The 19,667-nt window shown below is 56.2% G+C and carries 15 protein-coding genes; 13 read left to right on the top strand and 2 right to left on the bottom strand.

All coding sequences use genetic code 11. From position 1 onward, the window contains the following. Positions 1 to 28 precede the first annotated feature (28 nt). From AC1D11_RS18120 to AC1D11_RS18070, 11 genes are all read left to right on the top strand, one after another. Positions 29 to 730 carry a TerC family protein gene (locus AC1D11_RS18120; RefSeq protein ID WP_477650131.1) on the top strand — a complete coding sequence of 234 codons (702 nt, stop codon included), beginning with the start codon at positions 29 to 31 and terminating at the stop codon, positions 728 to 730. Positions 731 to 1,072: 342 nt separating this feature from the next. Further along, entirely contained in the window at positions 1,073 to 3,781 is a 2,709-nt protein-coding gene (locus tag AC1D11_RS18115; RefSeq protein WP_477651203.1) for a CHASE2 domain-containing serine/threonine-protein kinase, read from the top strand. Between the two features lie 13 nt (positions 3,782 to 3,794). Further along, positions 3,795 to 4,580, top strand: a complete 786-nt coding sequence (locus tag AC1D11_RS18110; RefSeq protein ID WP_477650671.1) for a Stp1/IreP family PP2C-type Ser/Thr phosphatase — start codon at positions 3,795 to 3,797, stop codon at positions 4,578 to 4,580. Between the two features lie 37 nt (positions 4,581 to 4,617). Continuing rightward, positions 4,618 to 5,274 carry an FHA domain-containing protein gene (locus AC1D11_RS18105; protein ID WP_477651202.1) on the top strand — a complete coding sequence of 219 codons (657 nt, stop codon included), beginning with the start codon at positions 4,618 to 4,620 and terminating at the stop codon, positions 5,272 to 5,274. 59 nt (positions 5,275 to 5,333) lie between these two features. Continuing rightward, positions 5,334 to 7,583, top strand: coding sequence for a CHASE2 domain-containing protein (locus tag AC1D11_RS18100; RefSeq protein ID WP_477650488.1), 2,250 nt, complete (start codon positions 5,334 to 5,336; stop codon positions 7,581 to 7,583). Between the two features lie 36 nt (positions 7,584 to 7,619). After that, positions 7,620 to 8,411 carry a 3',5'-cyclic-nucleotide phosphodiesterase gene (locus tag AC1D11_RS18095; protein ID WP_477651201.1) on the top strand — a complete coding sequence of 264 codons (792 nt, stop codon included), beginning with the start codon at positions 7,620 to 7,622 and terminating at the stop codon, positions 8,409 to 8,411. Then, positions 8,408 to 10,813 carry a GspE/PulE family protein gene (locus AC1D11_RS18090; protein WP_477650590.1) on the top strand — a complete coding sequence of 802 codons (2,406 nt, stop codon included), beginning with the start codon at positions 8,408 to 8,410 and terminating at the stop codon, positions 10,811 to 10,813. Before AC1D11_RS18095 ends, AC1D11_RS18090 begins: the two co-directional genes overlap by 4 nt. Positions 10,814 to 10,985: 172 nt before the next feature. Next, on the top strand, positions 10,986 to 11,486 hold the full coding sequence (locus tag AC1D11_RS18085) for a pilin (RefSeq protein ID WP_477651200.1): 501 nt from the start codon (positions 10,986 to 10,988) through the stop codon (positions 11,484 to 11,486). Positions 11,487 to 12,169: 683 nt separating this feature from the next. Next, complete coding sequence (locus tag AC1D11_RS18080) at positions 12,170 to 12,670, top strand: pilin (protein WP_477651199.1); 501 nt, start codon at positions 12,170 to 12,172, stop codon at positions 12,668 to 12,670. 233 nt (positions 12,671 to 12,903) lie between these two features. Beyond that, complete coding sequence (locus AC1D11_RS18075; RefSeq protein ID WP_477649047.1) at positions 12,904 to 14,541, top strand: PglL family O-oligosaccharyltransferase; 1,638 nt, start codon at positions 12,904 to 12,906, stop codon at positions 14,539 to 14,541. A 129-nt stretch (positions 14,542 to 14,670) separates the two neighbouring features. After that, on the top strand, positions 14,671 to 16,272 hold the full coding sequence (locus AC1D11_RS18070; protein ID WP_477649046.1) for a PglL family O-oligosaccharyltransferase: 1,602 nt from the start codon (positions 14,671 to 14,673) through the stop codon (positions 16,270 to 16,272). An 8-nt stretch (positions 16,273 to 16,280) separates the two neighbouring features. On the opposite strand, the gene moaC is transcribed toward AC1D11_RS18070, so the two are convergent. Next, positions 16,281 to 16,805 carry a cyclic pyranopterin monophosphate synthase MoaC gene (gene moaC / locus AC1D11_RS18065; RefSeq protein WP_477649045.1) on the bottom strand — a complete coding sequence of 175 codons (525 nt, stop codon included), beginning with the start codon at positions 16,803 to 16,805 and terminating at the stop codon, positions 16,281 to 16,283. A gap of 6 nt (positions 16,806 to 16,811) precedes the next feature. Here moaC and tfpZ point away from each other — a divergent pair, with 6 nt between their 5' ends. After that, positions 16,812 to 17,591, top strand: coding sequence for a TfpX/TfpZ family type IV pilin accessory protein (gene tfpZ, locus AC1D11_RS18060; RefSeq protein WP_477649044.1), 780 nt, complete (start codon positions 16,812 to 16,814; stop codon positions 17,589 to 17,591). A 64-nt stretch (positions 17,592 to 17,655) separates the two neighbouring features. After that, a complete protein-coding gene (locus AC1D11_RS18055) occupies positions 17,656 to 19,209 on the top strand; it encodes a M48 family metallopeptidase (protein ID WP_477649048.1) in 1,554 nt (517 codons plus the stop codon). Here the strand turns inward: AC1D11_RS18055 and AC1D11_RS18050 are convergent. Next, positions 19,165 to 19,518 (bottom strand): phage holin family protein, encoded by a 354-nt coding sequence (locus AC1D11_RS18050; RefSeq protein WP_477649043.1) that lies wholly within the window; start codon positions 19,516 to 19,518, stop codon positions 19,165 to 19,167. The genes AC1D11_RS18055 and AC1D11_RS18050 overlap by 45 nt on opposite strands. Positions 19,519 to 19,667: the final 149 nt, after the last annotated feature.

The raw sequence follows: 19,667 nt of genomic DNA, 5'->3' as shown, positions 1-19,667 counted from the left end.
GCTTTTTTAATTCATAACAGGAGCTGCCATGTTTTTCGGACTGGACCTCGCGTCCCCCCTTTTCTGGAGTGCTTTCGGCTCCATCCTTCTTGCCAACATCGTGCTGTCTGGCGATAACGCCGTGGTAATTGCCATGGCTGCGCGCACACTCAAACCCGAGCAGCGCGGCAAGGCGATCTTCTGGGGAAGTGCTGCCGCGATCGTGATGCGGATCGTGCTGACCATCGTAGCCATTCAGCTGTTGAGCTTGCCGTACCTGAAGATGATCGGCGCCGTTCTGCTGGTCTACATTGGCGTGGACCTGCTTAAAGGCGAAGAAGATGAAGATGGCGAAGGCCACGAAATCAACGGCATGATGGCTGCGATTCGCACTATCCTGATTGCCGATCTGGTAATGAGCCTGGATAACGTTCTGGCAGTGGCAGCAGCCGCCAAGGGCAACCTCCCGTTGCTGGTACTGGGTCTTCTGGTGAGCATCCCACTGATTATTTTCGGCGCCACCTTGTTGACCAAGGTAATGGAGCGCTTCCCCATCATCATTACCATCGGCGCAGCCCTTTTGGGCTTCCTGGCGGGTGAGATGCTGCTGACGGATCCTGCGGTAGTGAGCTATTTTGGTGCCGTTAGCGACCATACGGTGACTGCCGGTGGGATTGTGGGTGCCGTGCTTGTGGTGGCACTGGGCACTTACCTGACCAAACGGCAGCAGGCAAAGGCGCCTTCGGCCTGAACCGGCGTGCCGGTCCAGCCGCCGCAGCGCTCCCGGCGGTTAGGGCCGTTTCTTGGCGTTCGCCACCTGCTGCGGACCGGATGCGCGCCGCGCATACCAGAAAACCACTTATTTGCAACAGTCGGTACGGTTGCGGTGCAGAAGTCGCTTGTCCAGCCGCACCTCGTCTGTTAATGTCCATTATCAGGAGACTTGTAACCTGCCGAAACAGTTGGCGGGCGGTATCCGGCGCACGAAATTTGCAGCCGGAGAACCGGTAGTACAAAGCAATTACAAAAATGGCTGGGGCTATGCATAGCGAATCAGGACAAGGGACGGGAAGTGGCCAAAACATCTAGGAAATTGAGTCAGTTCTGGCGGGCCGACTGGTTTGTGGGCGTTCTGGTGGTGCTGGCCGTCCTTTTTCTGCATGGCCTGACAGATTTTTTCGGCACACTTGAGCGTCGCTACTATGACTTTGCCAGCACCAGCACTTCGCGGCAGCCCTCAGACCGCATAGCCATCATTGCGATCGACGACCAAAGCATCGCCAACATAGGCCGCTGGCCCTGGCCGCGCGACGTGCATGCGCAGCTGATTGACCAGCTTTCGGCCGCCAAGGCCAAAACCATTGCGCATACAGCGTTCTTTTTTGAACCGCAAACCGATAGAGGCTTGGTGTTCATCCGCAAAATCAAGGAGGCCCTTGGTCCGGTAGCCGATCCGGCGGCCGCTCCAACCGGTGGTCTGCCTGAACAATTGGGCAAAGTCATCGCCGAGGCTGAAATAGCCCTGGACACTGACGCCAAGCTCGCGGCCAGCATGACCAAGGCCGGCAATGTCTTGGTACCTTCGGTTTTTTCGCTGGGAGTGCCGCAAGGGCGTCCGGACAATCCGCTCCCGGCTTACGCACTGAAGAGTGCTGTAGACGAGCTTAATGGGTTTTCCCTACCGGCCATCCGCGGTCAGCAGCCCATTGAGCTGATTGGTACGGCGGCGGCGGGCATCGCTCACCTCAACCAGGTGCAGGATGTGGACGGTGCGGTGCGGCAGGAGCCCCTGCTGATCAACTATTACGGCAAGGCCGTGCCTTCCATGAGCCTGCTCGCCGCGGCCAGGAGCCTGAACCTGGGGCCTGCCGACATCAAACTCAATGTGGGTGAGTCTGTGCAGATCGGCAAGCTGATGGTCAAAACCGACGAATCAGCCTTGATGCTTCCACAGTTTTACAAGGGCAAGGACGGTCGGCCAGCCTTTGCCGTTGATTCGTTCTATGACGTGATTTCCGGCAAGATTCCGGCTGCCAAATATGCCGACAAGATCGTGATCATCGGCGCCACCGCCGCGGGGGTCGGTACCCAGTTCCCGACGCCGGCGGGCCCGGGGCTCTCGCCGGCAGAAACCATTGCGCATATTACGTCCAGTATCCTGAGTGAGCATTTCATCGTGCAGCCCGGCTGGGGCGTCTGGGCTACTCTGGGTGTGCTGCTGGTGGTTGTGGCTTATCTGGTTGCCGGACTGCCACGGCTGTCGGCCGGCAAGGCCGCGATCATCACGCTGCTGTTATTCGTGGTGTTGCTGGTGGTTGAGTTCGGCCTGCTCTCAGCCGCCGCGACCTGGCTCAAACTTGTCTTTCCCGCGGCCCTTCTGGTGATCGGCCATCTGGCACTGACCACCAAGCGCTTCCTCATGACCGAGGCCGGCAAACTCAAGTCCGACGAGGAATCGGCAGAGACCAATCGCATGATGGGTCTGGCGCTGCAAGGTCAAGGCCAGCTCGACATGGCGTTTGACCGCTTTCGCCGCGTGCCCTTCACCGATGCGCTGATGGACAACATGAACAACCTGGCGCTGGATTTCGAGCGCAAGCGCCAGTTCAACAAGGCTCAGGCCGTGTACGAGTACATGGCCACCTACAACAAGAACCACAAAGACCTGCAGTCCAAGCTCAATCGGGCCAAAAACCTGTCGGAAACGGTCATTTTGGGCGGTGGCGGTGCGCACCCGGGCGGGACCATGCTCCTTGACGGCGGGGGTGTTGAAAAGCCCATGTTGGGTCGCTATCAGGTTGAAAAGGAATTGGGCAAGGGCGCCATGGGCGTGGTGTACCTAGGCAAGGACCCAAAAATCGGTCGTGTCGTCGCCATCAAGACCATGGCCTTGAGCCAGGAATTCGAGGGCGAGGAGCTTGACGATGCGCGGGAGCGCTTCTTCAGGGAAGCCGAGACCGCTGGCCGGCTGCAGCACCAGAACATCGTCACGATTTTTGATGCAGGTGAAGAGCACGACCTGGCATTCATTGCCATGGAGTTTCTGAAGGGCAAGGACCTGGCCGATGTCACCAAGGACGGCCATTTGCTGCCGGTTCCGAAGGTCCTGTCCATCGTGGCACGGGTGGCTGAAGCACTGGCTTACGCGCACAAGCAGAACGTGGTGCACCGGGACATCAAACCGGCCAACATCATGTATGAAATCGAAAGCGATACGGTGAAGGTGACCGACTTCGGCATCGCCCGTATTACGGATTCAAGCAAAACAAAGACCGGTCTTGTACTGGGGACGCCCAGCTTCATGTCGCCGGAGCAGATTGCCGGTAAAAAAGTCGACGGGCGCTCGGACTTGTACTCGCTGGGCGTCATGCTATTTCAGATGCTGGCTGGGGTGTTGCCGTTCCGGGGCGATTCCATGGCCGAACTGATGTACAAGATCGCGAACGAAGAAGCCCCCGATATCCGTATCATCCGTAAAGAGCTGCCGGCGCGACTTGCCGAGGTTGTTGCGCTGTCTCTGGCCAAGAAGCCGGAGTTGCGGTATCAGGACGGTGATCGATTGGCGGCAGACCTGCGCGCTGTCATTGCCGCAATGGAAGGTACTGCACCGGCTCCGTCGTTTGCCCCTCAACAGGTTGCGCCAGCAGCCCAATTTGACGCCACAGTCGTGCAATCAGCGGCTACGCCGGCTGCCGGCCCGAGGACCTATGATGCGACCCAGGCCGTGAATGTCGACGGCACGCAGACGTTTGAGAAAACCGTGGTTTCCAAAGCACCTGCTGCCGATACCGACACCCAGTGATCACACGAACAAGATGAACTACGAGATTTGTACACATACCGACCCGGGGTTGACGAGGGACAACAACGAGGATGCGGTTGCTTTTGACGCTGTAACGCGGCTTTGCATCCTGGCGGACGGAATGGGCGGCTATAACGCAGGCGAAATTGCAAGCGGCATGGCTGCCGCTTTCATCAAGTCGGAAATGGGCCGCTGGCTTTCCCAGGCGGGCAGACATGCCAATGCCAAGGAAGTGCGCCGGGCTCTGGAAATCTGCGTGGAAAATGCCAATCATTCGATCTTCAACGCGGCAAACTCCAACCCCCAGTACGCGGGAATGGGTACCACGCTGGTGGTAGGGGTGTTCCAGGACGGGCGACTAATGCTGGGGCATATTGGCGATTCCCGTTGTTATCGCCTGCGCGGCCAGGAGCTGCAGCAAATCACCAAAGACCACTCGCTGCTGCAAGAACAGATTGACGCCGGGCTGATAACTCCCGAGCAGGCGCTGACTTCCCTGAACAAGAATCTGGTCACACGCGCCTTGGGAGTCGAGGATACGGTGCTGGTTGAGGTCAATGAGCATCGTGTGGACGCAGGAGACCTTTATCTGATGTGTTCGGATGGGCTCTCGGACATGGTTGCGGATCCGGGTATTGCGGCTATCCTTACAGGCGCAGGGACCCTGGAACAAAAAGCAAGGCAGCTGATTGCTGCGGCGAATGAGGCTGGTGGACGCGATAATATTTCCGTACTGCTGGCATATGCGAAAGAAGACTCGACCAAGCGCGGCCTTTTGTCCAGAATGCTGGGAAAATAACGATGACTGAAATATTACAAACAGACAGGAGTCGGCCATGCCGAAAATGATCGTCTCTATTGACGGCGTTGTGATCAAGGAAGTCCAGTTGACGAAAGACCGGACTTCCTTGGGGCGTAGGCCTTACAACGACATCGTCATCGACAACCTAGCTGTCAGTGGGGAGCACGCCGTTTTGCAAATGACCGGCAACGAGGTCTATCTGGAAGATCTCAACAGCACCAATGGCACCTATGTCAACGGGAAGGCCGTTAAAAAGCTGCTGCTGCAGAACAGCGATACCGTTGAAATCGGCAAGTACAAAATCAAGTATGTCAACGAAGCTGCACCCGCAGGCTTTGAGAAGACCATGATTATCAAAGCCGGCTCTGCCGGTCTTGTGCCCCCGCCGCCGACAGGTTCGCCGGCGGCATCGACTGAAGCCGGTACAGGCCTCACAGCGGCTATCAAAGTGATGTCGGGCGCAGCGGCCGGCCGTGAAGTGGCATTGGTGAAGGTAGTCACAACCATCGGAAAGCCCGGGGTAGCAGTTGCCGCCATTACCAAGAGGCCACAGGGTTTTGTCGTTGCTCATGTTGAGGGCACTGGCAAGCCGACGCTTAACGGAGCCCCCATCGGTGCAGAGCCGGTTGTCCTGAAAAATGGGGACATGCTTGAGCTGGCCGGAACGCAAATGCAGTTCGTCCAACACTGACATTGGTGTTGAGCGGTCTCGCATCACGCGGACCGCAAGCATCCTTCAAACGAGGTCGCATGAGACTCCTCTCCCGGCACTGGCCTCGTATCGCCGTCACGCTGATTCCGCTGGTGTTTGCATTGATGCATGCCAGTGGGGTCGCACGCATTGGCGTTCTGCAAAGGCTGGACGACATCATCTACGATGCACGTCTTCGCGCGACCATGCCGCATACGCTGGACGAGCGCATTGTTATCGTTGACATCGATGAAAAAAGCCTTGCGGAGGTTGGGCGCTGGCCCTGGGGCCGTAACAGATTGGCGGAGCTGGTCGAAGAGCTGCAGGATCGTCAAAAAACGGCACTGCTGGGGTTTGACGTCGTATTTGCCGAGGCCGACGAAAGCTCGGGCCTAAAGCGGCTAAAGCAGCTTGCCCAGGCGGAGCTGAAAGATCAACCGGGCTTCCCGGAAAAACTGAGCCAGCTGCAGACCAGCCTGGATTACGACGCGATTTTCGCGAAAGCGATCGAAAAACGCCCTGTCGTGATGGGGTATTACTTCACCAGCGACAGAGATGGTCGGGTCAATGGCGTTTTGCCGCCGCCGGTTATGGGCAGCGATGCGCTCGGTGGCCGTCCTATCAAATTCACCAGCTGGAACGGATATGGAGCCAACATAGAGTTGCTGGCCAAAGCGGCCCCTTTGGGGGGCTTCTTTAACTCCATCACCGAGGGCGATGGCGTGGTGCGCTCCATTCCCCTGCTGGCGGAGTTCAAAGGGCAGTACTACGAATCATTGGCGCTCGCCATGTTTCGCATGCTGGCGGGTTTGCCCAAGGTCGAGCCTGGGTTCCCGCAGGAAAAATTCCTGACCCGGAACTACCAGGGGCTGGAAAGCATTCTGCTCAAGCAAGGCAACAAAACACTGGCGATTCCGGTCGATGATCGCGTCGCTACTTTGGTGCCCTTCAGGGGTAATGGTGGTGCGAACGGCGGCTCGTTCCGGTATATCTCCGCGGCGGATGTCCTGGCCAAGCGCCTTGCGCCTGGAACGCTCAAGGACAAGATCATTCTGGTTGGCACCACAGCGCCCGGCCTGCTCGATTTGAGAGTAACTCCGGTGGGGGAAACCTATCCTGGGGTGGAAACGCATGCCAATGTGATTTCCGGTTTCCTTGACGGGAAGGTATTCGTCAAGCCCGACTATGCCGTCGGATTCGAGGTAGTCATCCTGCTTTTTTCGGGGTTGACGCTGGCTTTTGCACTGCCGCTGCTTTCAGCCTCCCGTGCGGTGCTTGTCAGCCTGGCGGTGATTGCCACGATAGCCGGCTTGAATTTCTGGCTTTACTCCGGTTACGGTCTTGTGCTGCCGCTGGCCAGTGCGCTGGTTATGGCTTTGACCGCGTTTGCGTTGAACATGAGTTATGGATACTTCGTGGAAAGCCGATCCAAGCGGGAGTTGGCTCATCTGTTCGGCACCTATGTACCCCCCGAACTGGTTGACGAGATGGTGAAAGATCCCGACAGCTACAGCATGAAGGCGACCACCAAAGAGCTGACGGTCATGTTTTGCGACATGCGCGGGTTCACCAAAATGTCGGAGTCGATGGAGCCTACCCAACTACAGGCTTTGCTAAACAGTGTTTTCAGCCGGTTGACAGACTTGATTCGCGGCAATCGCGGCACCATAGACAAATACATGGGTGACTGCGTGATGGCTTTTTGGGGGGCCCCTGTCGATACGCCGGACCATGCAGGTCTTGCAGTCAAAACGGCACTTGAGATGTCGAATGCAGTCAGGAAAATCAACGAGGAACACAAAATCAAGGGTTTACCCGAGATTGGTATAGGCATAGGTGTCAACACAGGCACGATGTGCGTGGGTGACATGGGTTCGGATATCCGCCGCAGCTACACCGTGATCGGCGATTCGGTGAATCTGGGTTCGCGCCTGGAAGGCCTGTCAAAGACTTACGGGGTGGATATCGTAATCAGCGAGTCCACGCGAAAGCAGGCGAACGATTTCGCGTGGCAGGAACTCGACAAGGTTCGCGTGAAAGGCAAAGATCAGGCGGTTTCCATTTTCTGGCCGTTGGCGCCGATAGACCGGATCGATAAGGACATTACGGATGAGCTGAAAACCTGGGGAATGGCGTTAAAAGCTTACCGCGCGCAGGATTGGGATCAATGCGATGTGCAATTGCTTAATTTACATCGGATAAATGGCAAAAAGTTCCTTTACCGGCTGTATGCGGAGCGTGTAGCCTCCATGAGGCTGTTGCCTTTTGATCCGGAATGGGATGGCGCAACCAATTTTGAAACCAAATAGCACAATCCTCCAAGTCAAGGTCAACTGGAAAATCTCATGAAAGTACGTGTACTCGGCTGTTCGGGAGCCATTGCCAAAGACTGCCGAACCACGTCTTTCTTGCTTGACCATGATTTGTTGGTTGATGCCGGTACGGGGGTGGGAGATCTCACGCTTGACGAAATGGCTGGCGTTGACCATGTTCTTTTGACGCATTCGCACCTCGATCACGTGGCCGCCCTGCCGTTGATGGTGGACGCCATTGCCGCCCGGCGAACAACACCTATCCAGATTCATGCGCTGCAGGGCACGATTGACGCACTGAAAACGCATATTTTCAACAACACCATTTGGCCCGATTTTTCCCGCATTCCCAGCCCAGAGGCCCCATTTGTCAGTTTCCATCCACTGGAAATCGGGCAAACCTTATTATTGGCGGGTAAGCAAATCGAGGTGCTACCTGCCGTGCATACCGTTCCGGCTGCAGGCTATGCGGTGGCCACGGGCAAGGGGTACTGGGTGTTCACGGGCGACACAGAGCAGAACCCGGCTCTGTGGGCCCGCATTAATCAGATAAGGGTCGCCATGCTGGTCATCGAAACGGCTTTCAGCAATCGCGAGCGCGACCTTGCCAAGCGGAGCCTTCATCTTTCTCCTCATGCGCTTGCAAACGAGCTCGATTGCATCGAGCGAGGACACAGTTATCCCATCTACATTACCCATACCAAACCGGCCGAGACCGACCTGATCATGGCCGAGATACAGCGTTTTGACCAAACCCGCCCGTTTGGCCCAAATGTATCGCATGACATCCGCTGGTTGAGGGCGGGCCAGGAGTTTGAGCTATGAGCGCCGTATTGCAACGTGACCCCGAGGACGAGTTTTTTGACTCGCAAATGCTGCCTCCCCAGGAGCGCGGCGTTACTTTTGAGGCCTTGTATTTTCGGCAGCTTCAGCTGGTTACCAACCGGATTCACGAAACGGAAAATGTCGAGCAAATCATGCTCGAAGCCAGCCAGGACATCTGCAAGCTTTTTAATGCGGACCGGTTAACACTTTATGCAGTCAACGAAGACCGCAGTTCCATTGTTTCCAAGGTCAAGACGGGGCTCAATACCAGCCGCGACCTGAAACTTCCGGTTAGTGCGCAGAGCATTGCGGGATATGTTGCGATGGCTCGCCAGATGGTGAATATTGCGGACGTCTACGATGAGGAGGCACTGAAGAAAATTCATCCCGCATTGAGCTTTCTCCAGGCAGTCGACAAGCGATCCGGGTACAGAACCAAGCAGATGCTGGTGGCTCCCGTCATGGACGGAGATACGTTGTACGGCGTTCTGCAGGTGATCAACAACCGAAGCGATCAGCCTTTTGGAAAGCTTGAGGAAGACGGCGCACTGCAGCTATGCAAGACTTTGGGCATTGCCATACGTCAGCGCATGCAAAGAGCGGGGGACAGCCAAAGGCGCAAAGCCACCAAGTACGACGGTCTTGTGACCGAGGGTGTGTTGTCTCAGGAAGAGTTGCAGCAATGCATCCTCCAGGCTCGAGAAGAGGGCAAGTCGGTTGAGCATATGCTGATGGCCAGCTTCCACATTCGGCCTACTCAGATCGGTGCGTCGCTCGCCAAATTCTTCGGCGTTGCCTACGAACCATTCAACGCCGGGCGGATTCGCTCGGAAATGCTGCACGGAGCATTGAAACGGGATTTTATTGAACAACAGGGCTGGATCCCGCTGGAGGAAACCACGGACGGCCTGGTGATCATGTGTGTGGATCCGGAAGCTGTGCGGGGTGCACGCGTAGTTCCGCAGGTATTTCCCCGTGTCTCCAAATTCTCGTACCGGGTGACCACCCAGACGGAATTTGAAGAAACGCTGGGGCAGCTGTTTGGGGCAGCTGCAGAAGGCAGCTCTATCGATCAGCTGCTCGCAGATATGGACTCGCCACTGGACAGCGAGTCTGGTGATGACTCTTCCCTGGAGTCTGCGGCGGCCGACAATGAATTGGTCAAATTTGTCAACAAGGTCATCATCGACGCGTATAACCAGAAGGTGTCGGACATTCATATCGAGCCCATGCCCGGAAAAGCCAAAACCGGTATCCGGTTTCGCATTGACGGTACCTTGCAGCCCTACATCGAAGTGCCGGCGCAGTTTCGCCAGGCCATGGTCACGCGGCTCAAGATCATGTGCGATCTTGATATCTCTGAAAAGCGCAAACCGCAAGACGGGAAGATCAAGTTCAAAAAATACGGCCCACTCGACATCGAATTGCGTGTGGCCACGATTCCCTCTGCCGGTGGCGTGGAAGACGTGGTGATGCGGATTTTGGCTGCGGGTGAACCGATTCCACTTGAAAAACTCGGCCTGACGGCGCACAACAAAGAGCGACTGGAAAAGACCGTTTCTAAACCCTATGGACTTTTCTACGTATGTGGCCCCACGGGCTCCGGCAAGACCACGACGCTGCATTCCATCCTGAAATTTCTCAACACGCCGGATACCAAAATCTGGACCGCCGAAGACCCCGTGGAAATTACCCAGAAGGGTTTGCGCCAAGTGCAAATCAACCGGAAAGCGGGCATCGACTTCGCGCTGGTCATGCGCGCATTCTTGCGGGCCGATCCCGACATCATCATGGTCGGTGAGTCTCGGGACAAGGAAACCGTGGCCATGGGGGTGGAAGCCTCACTGACGGGTCACATGGTTTTCTCGACGCTGCACACCAACTCCGCCCCTGAATCCATCACGCGCTTGTTGGACATGGGCATGGATCCTTTTAATTTTGCTGATGCACTGTTGGGCATTCTGGCCCAGCGCCTGGCCAAAAAACTCTGTGACTGCAAAGAAGCCTATCAACCGAGTGCGCAGGAAATCAAGGATTTCATCAAGGAATACTCGGAAGAACTGCGCAATACCGAAGCCTGGAAAGCCGATCCCGGTGGCGAGTCACAAAAGCTTTATGAAGAATGGATGGAACGATACGGCAAAGACGACAAGCTAACCTTGTATCGAGCGGTTGGCTGTGACAAATGCAATAAAACCGGCTACAAGGGCCGCGTGGGTCTGCATGAGCTGATGATTGCGGATGATGCGGCCAAAAAACTGATCCAGGAACGGGCACGCGTGGCGGAGCTATTTGCAAGCGCAGTCAACAGCGGCATGCGCACGCTCAAGATGGACGGCATGGAAAAAGTGCTCATGGGCCTGACGGATCTCAAGATGGTCCGATCTGTCTGCATCAAGTGACGAAAATGTCATTGAATTTGGGCAGATAAGCCAAAAAGGTAAAACTTTGGATTTTGAAAGTCCCCATATCCTGAAAAAGGAGATCTTTTGATATTGGCATAAGAACTGCCATAACTGTTTAAATTACTAAAAACGTTTAAATTGATGTGACTGTTCTTAACTAGGGGAATTTATGACACGCTCAATCCAAAAGGGTTTTACCCTGATCGAACTGATGATCGTTGTGGCGATTATCGGTATCCTGGCTGCGGTGGCTCTGCCTGCGTACCAGGACTACACCATTCGTGCAAAAGTGTCTGAAGTGATTTTGGCTGCATCACAGTGCCGTACCAGCATCACTGAAACTGTGCAATCTTCCGCCAGTACGGTTCTGCCTGCTGCCAATAACTGGGGCTGCGAAAAGAACGCCAGCAGCCCTACAGCCCCAAGCGCTCCCACAAAGTACGTTTACAACATCACCACCACCAATGCCGGTGTAATCACCGTCCAAACGCAAAATGCGGCTGACCTGAAAGATGCCGCCAGCACCTCGATCCAGCTGGTTCCTTTCAAGACTTCCTCTGCGGTACTTACCAACACCGATGTCGGTGCAACCATCTTCAAATGGGTTTGTGGTCCTACCGCCTCGGGTGGAACACCTTCCAAATACCTGCCTGGTTCTTGCAGGGGCTAATTGCTGCGTTGCTGCCTAAGGCGGCAGCTCGGTATTGCATGTAAAGCGGCGCGTCATTCGATGCGCCGTTTTTGTTTTTGGATATGAAGATGAGGATGAGGATGCCAATGGAGTTCATCACTTGATTTCGGAAACTTTGGTGCGGTAGCAGGCCCTTACTGCGTTGGCTGGGGTTTCACAAGGACTCTGAAGAGTTGCGCAATAGCGAAGCCCGGAAAGCCGGTCCTGGTGGGGAGTCACAAAAAGCGGTATGAGGACTCGATGGAGCGCCACGGGGAAAGACGAAAAACTCACCTTGTATAGCGCGATCGGTTGCGACAAATGCAATAAAGCTGGCTACAAGGGCCGCGTTGGTTGTATGAGCTGATGACTGCAGATGACGCTGCCAAAAAATTGATTCAGGAGCGGGCCCGTATGGCGGAGCTGCTTTCAAGCGCTGTCAACAGCGGCATGCGGACGCTCTGGATAGATGGGATGGAAAAGGCGCTCATGGGTATGACGGATTTGAAGATGGTCCGATCCACCTTCATCAAATGACGAAAATGTCATTGAATTTAGGAGTAAGGGTCAAAAAAGTAAGCTGGCCGCTTATTACGGTCCAAAAATCACGAAAAACAAGGCTCTTTTACGTGGCACAAAAACTGCTCTAACCCTAAGCTAGTTTTTTTAACCAAGGAGTTTTTATGAAGCGTTCAATCCAAAAGGGTTTTACCCTGATCGAACTGATGATCGTTGTGGCGATTATCGGTATCCTGGCTGCGGTGGCTCTGCCTGCGTACCAGGACTACACCATTCGCGCAAAAGTGTCTGAAGTGATTTTGGCTGCATCACAGTGCCGTACCAGCATCACTGAAACTGTGCAGTCTTCTGCCAGTACAGTTCTGCCTGCTGCCAATAACTGGGGCTGTGAAAAGAACGCCAGCAGCCCTACAGCCCCAAGCGCTCCCACAAAGTACGTTTACAACATCACCACCACCAATACCGGTGTAATCACCGTCCTCACGCAAAATGCGACTGACCTGAAAGATGCCGCCAGCACCTCGATCCAGCTGGTTCCTTTCAAGGATTCCGCCACCGCACTTACCAACACCGATGTCGGTGCAACCATCTTCAAATGGGTTTGTGGTCCTACCAGCACGGGTGGAACACCTTCCAAATACCTGCCTGGTTCTTGCAGGGGCTAATTGCTGCGTTGCCGCGTAAGGCGGCAGCTCGGTATTGCATGTAAAGCGGCGCGTCATTCGACGCGCCGCTTTTATTTTGGCGTGATACTAAAAATATCAATGGAGTCTACAAGTTGATCTCGCAAACCTGGGTGCGGCAGAGAGCCTTCACGTGGTTGTCAGTGCTGGTATTTCTCGCGTATTTATTGCCTAACCACTATTCTCCATGGCTTACCGCTCATCAGGAGTGGACGATGGCTTTGGCATTCCTGCCACTAACCTTGTGGGCTGCAATCTATCGCGTGCCAAGTGTGCCGCTACTGTCGTGCGCTGCCTGGGTTCTGGCGATAGTGCCTATAGTGCAGCTCTGCTTTGGGTTGGTGGCGTTCGGAGGCGATGCGGTGATGGCATTTTTGTACCTCTTGGGTTTCGGACTCGCCGTTTTCACGGGCTCCCGCTATGTGAAGCCTCATGATGACCATCCGGTTGATCTCACGCGCGTTACGGGCCTGTGGCTCGCCATTTCGATGGCGGCAATTGTGTCCATGGGCATCGCGTTTCACCAATGGCTGGATCTGGGCAAGCTTGCGCTCTTTGTGATCGACCTTGAGCCTGGCGCACGAATCTACGCTAATCTGGCACAGCCGAATCATTTCGCCACGCTATTGCTGCTCGGCCTGACTGGGCTGTTGTTTCTATTCGAAGCAAGAAAAATAAATGTCAAGGCGGCAATGGGTGCGGTCCTTTTGCTGGTGTTGGGGCTTGTCATGACGGGCTCCCGCTCTGTCTTGTTGGCATGGGCTTGGCTCCTTGTTTTATATGTCCCGTTGCGTAAGCGATGCCAGCTGCGGATCAGCGGGGGCGCAATTACCGTGGTCGGGGTCTTCTATTTCACCGTTGTGTTCGCATGGCCTGCGATCAATGAATGGCTGTTGCTTGGGAACGATGCAAGAACTGTTGTCAACCGCTTGACCCCCGGAATTAGAACCATCTATTGGCAATCAATGATGGAAGCGATTTCCTTGGCGCCATGGCAGGGTTACGGTTGGGAGCAGATAGTAGGGGCCCAGCAAGCCACGGCACTTTCTTATCCTCCCACCTACACATTCTTTGAGAGCGCCCATAATCTTTTTCTTGACTTGGTGTTGTGGAACGGCCTGCCAATTGGGCTGGCGGCTACCTTACTGATCATTATTTGGTTTTTGTGGCAATACCGCATTGTTTGTGATTCCCTGTCCTGGTGTCTATTGCTCGGCACGGGTTTCGTATTCAGCCACGCCATGGTTGAGCTCCCTCTGTATTACGCCTATTTCCTGTTGCCCGTAGGGTTTTGCATGGGGGCTTTAAGTGCGAAGCCTGGCGCATTTTTGGGCTTGTGGAAAATCCCCCGCGGAAGCCTTTTGCTGCGATCGTTTGTGCCCGCTGTCACTGCCATCACAGTCCTGCTTTTTATCTTGATATCGAAAGAATATCCGGCATTCGAAGAGGACTGGCAAGCCATGCAATTTGAAGGTCGCCGCATCGGCATAGGGGCAGTGCACGTTCCTCCCCGTGCATTTTTGCTGACCCAGCTTGAGGCGCTGCTTCGCTTTACGCGTACGGAGGCCAGCCCAAACATGACGGCAGAGCAACTCCGCTGGATGCGTCAGGTGTCGGTGCGATACGGGTACTCTTCCGCACTTTTTGGCTATGCCACCGCGGCTGGCCTGAATGGTGCCGACGGCGATGCAGTCCAGGCCTTGCGGCTTCTCTGCAGTTTGCATCCACCCAAGACGTGTGTGGACGCCCAGGAAGCATGGGCAGACCTCTCCAGGACAAAATGGCCACAACTGTCAAAAATCCCGTTTCCAGCTCCGCCAGCCAACAGCAATGCAGCCGCAGCCGGAAAATAGGGCGCCCACCATATTGCAGTTGACGGCTCGTCGGAAAACGTACGAGCCGTAAGCTCATACACTTGCGGCATCGCCAAGTACCGGGCTTGTTGCTGATACTCTCGCACGGTGTGGATGCACCCCAAAAGAATGAAATTCTCCGCTGATACGTGGACGGTGCCTGTCACCTTGCTAGTTCTGTTGCCTTGGCTGCATCCGTTCGCTCCGGGCCCGTCGCCCAATGTTGTTCCGTTGCTGACAAGCCTCGCGGCCGTCGCTGGCTTGATTCTTCTTCAAGTCATCTTGCCGGGTATCGACAAAGCGGCAGGCAACGCTCCGTTTGATCGCTATTGGAGCGCCCCGGTTTCCTGCGCCTGGATTCTGGCGGGAACGATCAGCAGCGTTTTTGCCTTGCTGCAATACTCTGGCCATGCCGATGCCTTCGCTCCCTGGGTGGCCAAAGCCGGTTTGGGTGAGGCGTTCGCGAACTTGCGCCAGCGTAATCAATTTGCCACCCTTACCAATATCGCCATGGCTGCGGTGATCTGGTGGATGGTGAAGGATACCGGGCGTCATGCCCTCGCTGTGAAGGCCGATTACTTGCGGCTACTGGTACCTGTCTTTTGTGTTGGGGTACTTGCGCTGGGAAATGCCGCCTCCTCTTCCCGTACGGGTATGGTTCAACTATTCTTTGTAGCTGGATTGTGGTGGTATTGGGGTGCGCTGCGAGCGTCTCCTGCCCGCTGGCTGCTGGGGATGGCAGTGGTCGTGTACGTACTGGGCATACTCTTCCTCCCGTGGCTGGCCGGACTCGACCCGTCGCTGTATGGGGCGGCGGCCCGATTTCTGGCAGGAGATGAGCTGTGTGTTAGCCGCTGGACGCTTTGGTCGAACGTGTGGAACCTGATTGCCCAGAAACCGTGGTTTGGCTGGGGATGGGGTGAGCTGGACTACGCGCACTACATCACGCTCTATAACGGCCCGCGGTTCTGCCAAATACTCGACAACGCCCACAATTTACCGTTGCAGCTCGCTGTTGAGCTTGGGCTTCCCGCCTCGCTGTTCGTTTGCGGTGCCTTTACATACTGGACAATTCGCCGCGCACCATGGCGCGAGACTCAACCGACGCGTCAGCTCGCATGGACAGTCCTTCTTGTGATTCTGCTCCACAGCATGCTTGAGTATCCGCTATGGTATGGCCCATTTCAGATGGCTTTCTGCCTTTGCATCGCAATGCTCTGGAAGCGGGAGAATGCGGCCCCGAATGCGGTGACCCCCCAAAAACCTGTATTAATCGGCCGTGTATCAGCCATGAGTATGTCTTTGCTGGGGGGCGCCCTGGCAATAGGCGTTGTCTATGCTGCGTGGGACTATCGCCGCGTAAGCCAGATCTATCTTCCTGTAGATGAGCGAGCTGCCGCCTATCGCAGCGACACGCTTGCCCAAATTGAGGGCTCGTGGTTATTCGCCGATCAAGTGCGCTTTGCCCAGATATCTCTCACTCCGCTGACTCCTGCAAATGCCCAATGGATATTCAATACCGCGAGCGCATTGCTGCACTACTCGCCGGAGCCACGAGTCATCGAAAAGCTCATTGAAAGTGCAGTGATGCTCGGCGCTGATGATGTGGCTGTCGAGCATCTGGCGCGCTACAGGGCTGCTTTCCCGGCGGAATACGCACAATGGGCGCGGCAAAACAGCAAATCTATACCGGGGCAGGCTCCACCGACGGGAGCGGCGGCAGCCAGATAAACACGGTACTACAAGGGTTCGTGGACGAAACTGCCTGATTTGCCGCCGTGTTTCTCAAGCACATGCACGTCGGTGATGGCCATGCTTCGATCTACGGCCTTGCACATGTCGTAGATCGTCAAGAGAGAAATTTGCACCGCGGTCAGTGCTTCCATTTCGACGCCTGTTGGCCCAACGGTCTCTACCGTTGCGGTACAGGCAATGCAGGTGTTTTTCTCATCCGGGGTGAATTTGATGGCTACCCGTGTCAAAGCCAAGGGATGGCATAGCGGTATCAGGTCACTGGTTCTTTTGGCCGCCATGATCCCGGCGACGCGAGCAATGCCCAGCACATCCCCTTTTTTTGCGCTACCGGTGAGGATGATGGACAGCGTTGCGGAATTCATTACTATACGGCCCTGCGCGATGGCCACACGGTGCGTGGCAGTTTTACCGGATACATCCACCATATGGGCCTGGCCCTGAGCGTCAAAATGGGTGAGTGGTGAGTCGGACATCGTGCAGCAAGAACCTTTACATGTATCCAGCATCATAAGACCATGTTCAAGAATTCAGAGTTTTGGAGGAGCCGGCTTCAGGCTTCCGGTATTCACCTAGGCATTAGCCTGGCAATAGCCTTGTTCGCGGCGCTGCTGGTTTTTATCGTTTGGTATCCCTATCCTTATCGTGAAATATCGGGGGGGCGCGAGCTTTTCCTGTTGGTCATTACGGTGGATGTGATCATGGGGCCGCTGATGACCCTTGCTGTATTCAACACCGCCAAGCCGCGCAAGGAGCTGCGCCTGGACCTGTGCGTGATCGGGCTGTTGCAGCTGGCTGCGCTTGCTTATGGAATCTGGACGGTCGCAGTGGCCCGTCCCGTGCATCTGGTTTTTGAAGCTGATCGGTTTCGTGTCGTTCACGCCATTGAAATTGAGCCGCAGCTTCTTTCGCTTGCACCCGAGGGCCTGCGGCAACTGCCGTTGACCGGGCCTACGCTGTTGTCAGTGCGGGAGTTCAAAGACTCCAAGGAAAGCTTTGATGCGACCATGGCCGCGCTCAATGGCGCAGCTCTGGGTGCTCGTCCCGATCTATGGCAAAGCTATGAAGCAGCCAAGCCCCAGGTCCTGAAGCAGGCCAAGCCTCTTGCAGAACTCAAAACCCGTTTTCCGGCGCACGTTGTTAGTATTGATAACGCATTGGCATCAGCGTTGGCATCGGGGCGCAAGATCAGCGATATTGGTTATATCCCGATGATCGGACGCAAGACTTTCTGGACTGTCCTCATCGATACCAAAACGGCAGAGGTAATTGCATTTGTACCCATTGACTCCTTCTAGGCGAACTGTGTCCATGAAGCAGCGTCCAGCCGTGAACCGCCTTGCCCTGGCCTGCATTGTTTTCATGGCTTTGGGTGGTTCCTCGCTGGCCCAGGCTCCCGTTGGTGCAGCCGGAGGCTCGACGGGTTCATTGCCATCGCTGGGTGAAACTTCCGACCTGGCAGCGGCCGCAGAGCGCCGTATTGGCGACCGTATCGCCGTCAGTATCTACCGCGACCCCGACTACATTGATGATCCGGTGCTCGGCGATTACCTTCAGAGCATCTGGTTGCCGCTGGTGGCCGCCGCAAAAGCCAGGGGAGAGCTCAATGCCGAACTTGAAGAGCGGTTTGCCTGGCAGGTTTTCCTGATCCGGGACCGCAGCATCAATGCTTTTGCATTGCCCGGCGGCTATTTTGGCGTGCACCTGGGCCTGCTGGCCGCGGTGGGAAGTGCCGATGAAATGGCCGCAGTGATGGGCCATGAACTCAGCCATGTCACCCAGCGGCATATTGCGCGCATGCTGACGCAGCAATCACGCCAGACCCCCTGGATGATTGCCGCCATGATCCTTGGCGTGCTGGCTGCCGGGAAGAGCAGCAATGTCGGCAGTGCCGCCGTGGTCGGCGGGCAGGCCGTGGCGATGCAGAACCAGCTCAACTTTTCCAGGGACATGGAGCGGGAGGCTGATCGCGTGGGTTTCGGGGTCATGACCGATGCGGGTTTTGAAAGCCGCGGTGTTTCGGCCATGTTCGAAAAGCTGCAGCAGGCCTCGCGCCTGAACGACAACGGCGCCTTTCCCTATTTGAGGTCCCATCCATTGACGACCGAGCGGATTGCCGAGGCGCGCGCACGTGTGCAACTGTCTTCCACGGACGCGGCAAAACCCTCGCGCGAAAAAGAAACCGAGGCTGGCAGGGCCCGTGTGTTGCACGCCATGATGGCATCGCGGGCACGCATCCTGGCCGCCCCGGGGGTTGATGCGCTGCGCTCCATGGTGGCGGAGGCCCAGCGCCAGACTGGCCCGGTAGCCGCATTGCAGTCGCTTCCCACGGCCGACAATGTGCGTGATGCCGGAGTCTTGTATGGTGGCGCTTTTGCGGCGGCCCGGCTGCGCGATTTCCCCATCGCGAAAAGCCTGCTGGAACGGTTGAAACCGCTTGCCGCGGGTGTTCCACATGTCGCCAATACAGTGGATTTGCTGGCCGTTGAAATTGACCTGATGGCCGGCGTGGTTCCCCCGACAGCAGCATCTGCCGACATTTCCAGGGCGACATCCCGCGCTGAGGTGCTGCTGCAGTCCCAGTCGCTGATGGCCGCGAACCGTGCGCAGGACGTTTCGGGCCGGCTGCAAAGCTGGGTGACGCTGCATCCCAAGGATGCGATGGCCTGGCAGCTGTTAGCGGTCGCGTACGGCAAGCAAAACAAGCAGGTTCAGGCGATTCGCGCCGATGCGGAAAGCCGCGCTGCCCAGCTGGATTACCCTGCAGCGCTGGACCGCTTCAAGGCGGCGCAGGGCCTGATGCGCAGCAGCCCCGGCAGCGCAGATTACGTGGAGGGTTCGATCATCGACACACGAACCCGCCAGACGGAACTACTTGTTAAAGAGCAGGCGCTCCAGGACAAAATCGATCGCTAGCTGCAGCACCGAATAAATCAGCGAGCCTATCAGCGCGGCAGTAAAACCCGTGACGTTCAGGCTGCTGATCAGGCTGGCCGCGGCCCAGAACATCAGCGCGTTGATGACAAACAGGAACAAGCCCAGCGTCACCAGCGTCACCGGCAGCGTCAGCAGAACCAGGATCGGGCGCACCAGCATGTTGAGCGCACCCAGAACCGCCGCGGCAATCAGAGCGCCGGTGAAACTCGTCACCACGACTCCGGGATAGAGATAAGCAACGGCCAGCAAGGCCACCGCGCTTAAAAGCCATTTGAGGATAAGTTTCATGGGCAAAGAATACCACCGGCCTGCCCGATTCGGCCCCTCATCCCTCCGGCGAGCAGAAGCTGCATTCCCGGGCGGCACAGGCTTTTTCAGCCAGAGCGCAGCCCGATTTCAGCGAACCAGACCGGGGAAGTAACCCTCCCCGGGATTCC

Source organism: Polaromonas sp. P1_E11 (genome assembly GCF_056405995.1).
The sequence above is the reverse complement of the archived record's forward strand: the minus strand, read 5'-3'. Positions and strand labels throughout refer to the sequence as shown.

What these genes read in the sequence shown, in the direction of transcription:
- AC1D11_RS18105 (WP_477651202.1), top strand. Translation starts at nt 4,618, where the DNA reads ATGCCGAAAATGATCGTCTCTATTGACGGCGTTGTGATCAAGGAAGTC.
- AC1D11_RS18110 (WP_477650671.1), top strand. Translation starts at nt 3,795, where the DNA reads ATGAACTACGAGATTTGTACACATACCGACCCGGGGTTGACGAGGGAC.
- AC1D11_RS18095 (WP_477651201.1), top strand. Translation starts at nt 7,620, where the DNA reads ATGAAAGTACGTGTACTCGGCTGTTCGGGAGCCATTGCCAAAGACTGC.
- AC1D11_RS18080 (WP_477651199.1), top strand. Translation starts at nt 12,170, where the DNA reads ATGAAGCGTTCAATCCAAAAGGGTTTTACCCTGATCGAACTGATGATC.
- AC1D11_RS18100 (WP_477650488.1), top strand. Translation starts at nt 5,334, where the DNA reads ATGAGACTCCTCTCCCGGCACTGGCCTCGTATCGCCGTCACGCTGATT.
- AC1D11_RS18090 (WP_477650590.1), top strand. Translation starts at nt 8,408, where the DNA reads ATGAGCGCCGTATTGCAACGTGACCCCGAGGACGAGTTTTTTGACTCG.
- AC1D11_RS18055 (WP_477649048.1), top strand. Translation starts at nt 17,656, where the DNA reads ATGGCTTTGGGTGGTTCCTCGCTGGCCCAGGCTCCCGTTGGTGCAGCC.
- AC1D11_RS18085 (WP_477651200.1), top strand. Translation starts at nt 10,986, where the DNA reads ATGACACGCTCAATCCAAAAGGGTTTTACCCTGATCGAACTGATGATC.
- AC1D11_RS18075 (WP_477649047.1), top strand. Translation starts at nt 12,904, where the DNA reads ATGGCTTTGGCATTCCTGCCACTAACCTTGTGGGCTGCAATCTATCGC.
- AC1D11_RS18050 (WP_477649043.1), bottom strand. Translation starts at nt 19,518, where the DNA reads ATGAAACTTATCCTCAAATGGCTTTTAAGCGCGGTGGCCTTGCTGGCC.
- moaC (WP_477649045.1), bottom strand. Translation starts at nt 16,805, where the DNA reads ATGATGCTGGATACATGTAAAGGTTCTTGCTGCACGATGTCCGACTCA.
- AC1D11_RS18070 (WP_477649046.1), top strand. Translation starts at nt 14,671, where the DNA reads ATGAAATTCTCCGCTGATACGTGGACGGTGCCTGTCACCTTGCTAGTT.
- AC1D11_RS18120 (WP_477650131.1), top strand. Translation starts at nt 29, where the DNA reads ATGTTTTTCGGACTGGACCTCGCGTCCCCCCTTTTCTGGAGTGCTTTC.
- tfpZ (WP_477649044.1), top strand. Translation starts at nt 16,812, where the DNA reads ATGTTCAAGAATTCAGAGTTTTGGAGGAGCCGGCTTCAGGCTTCCGGT.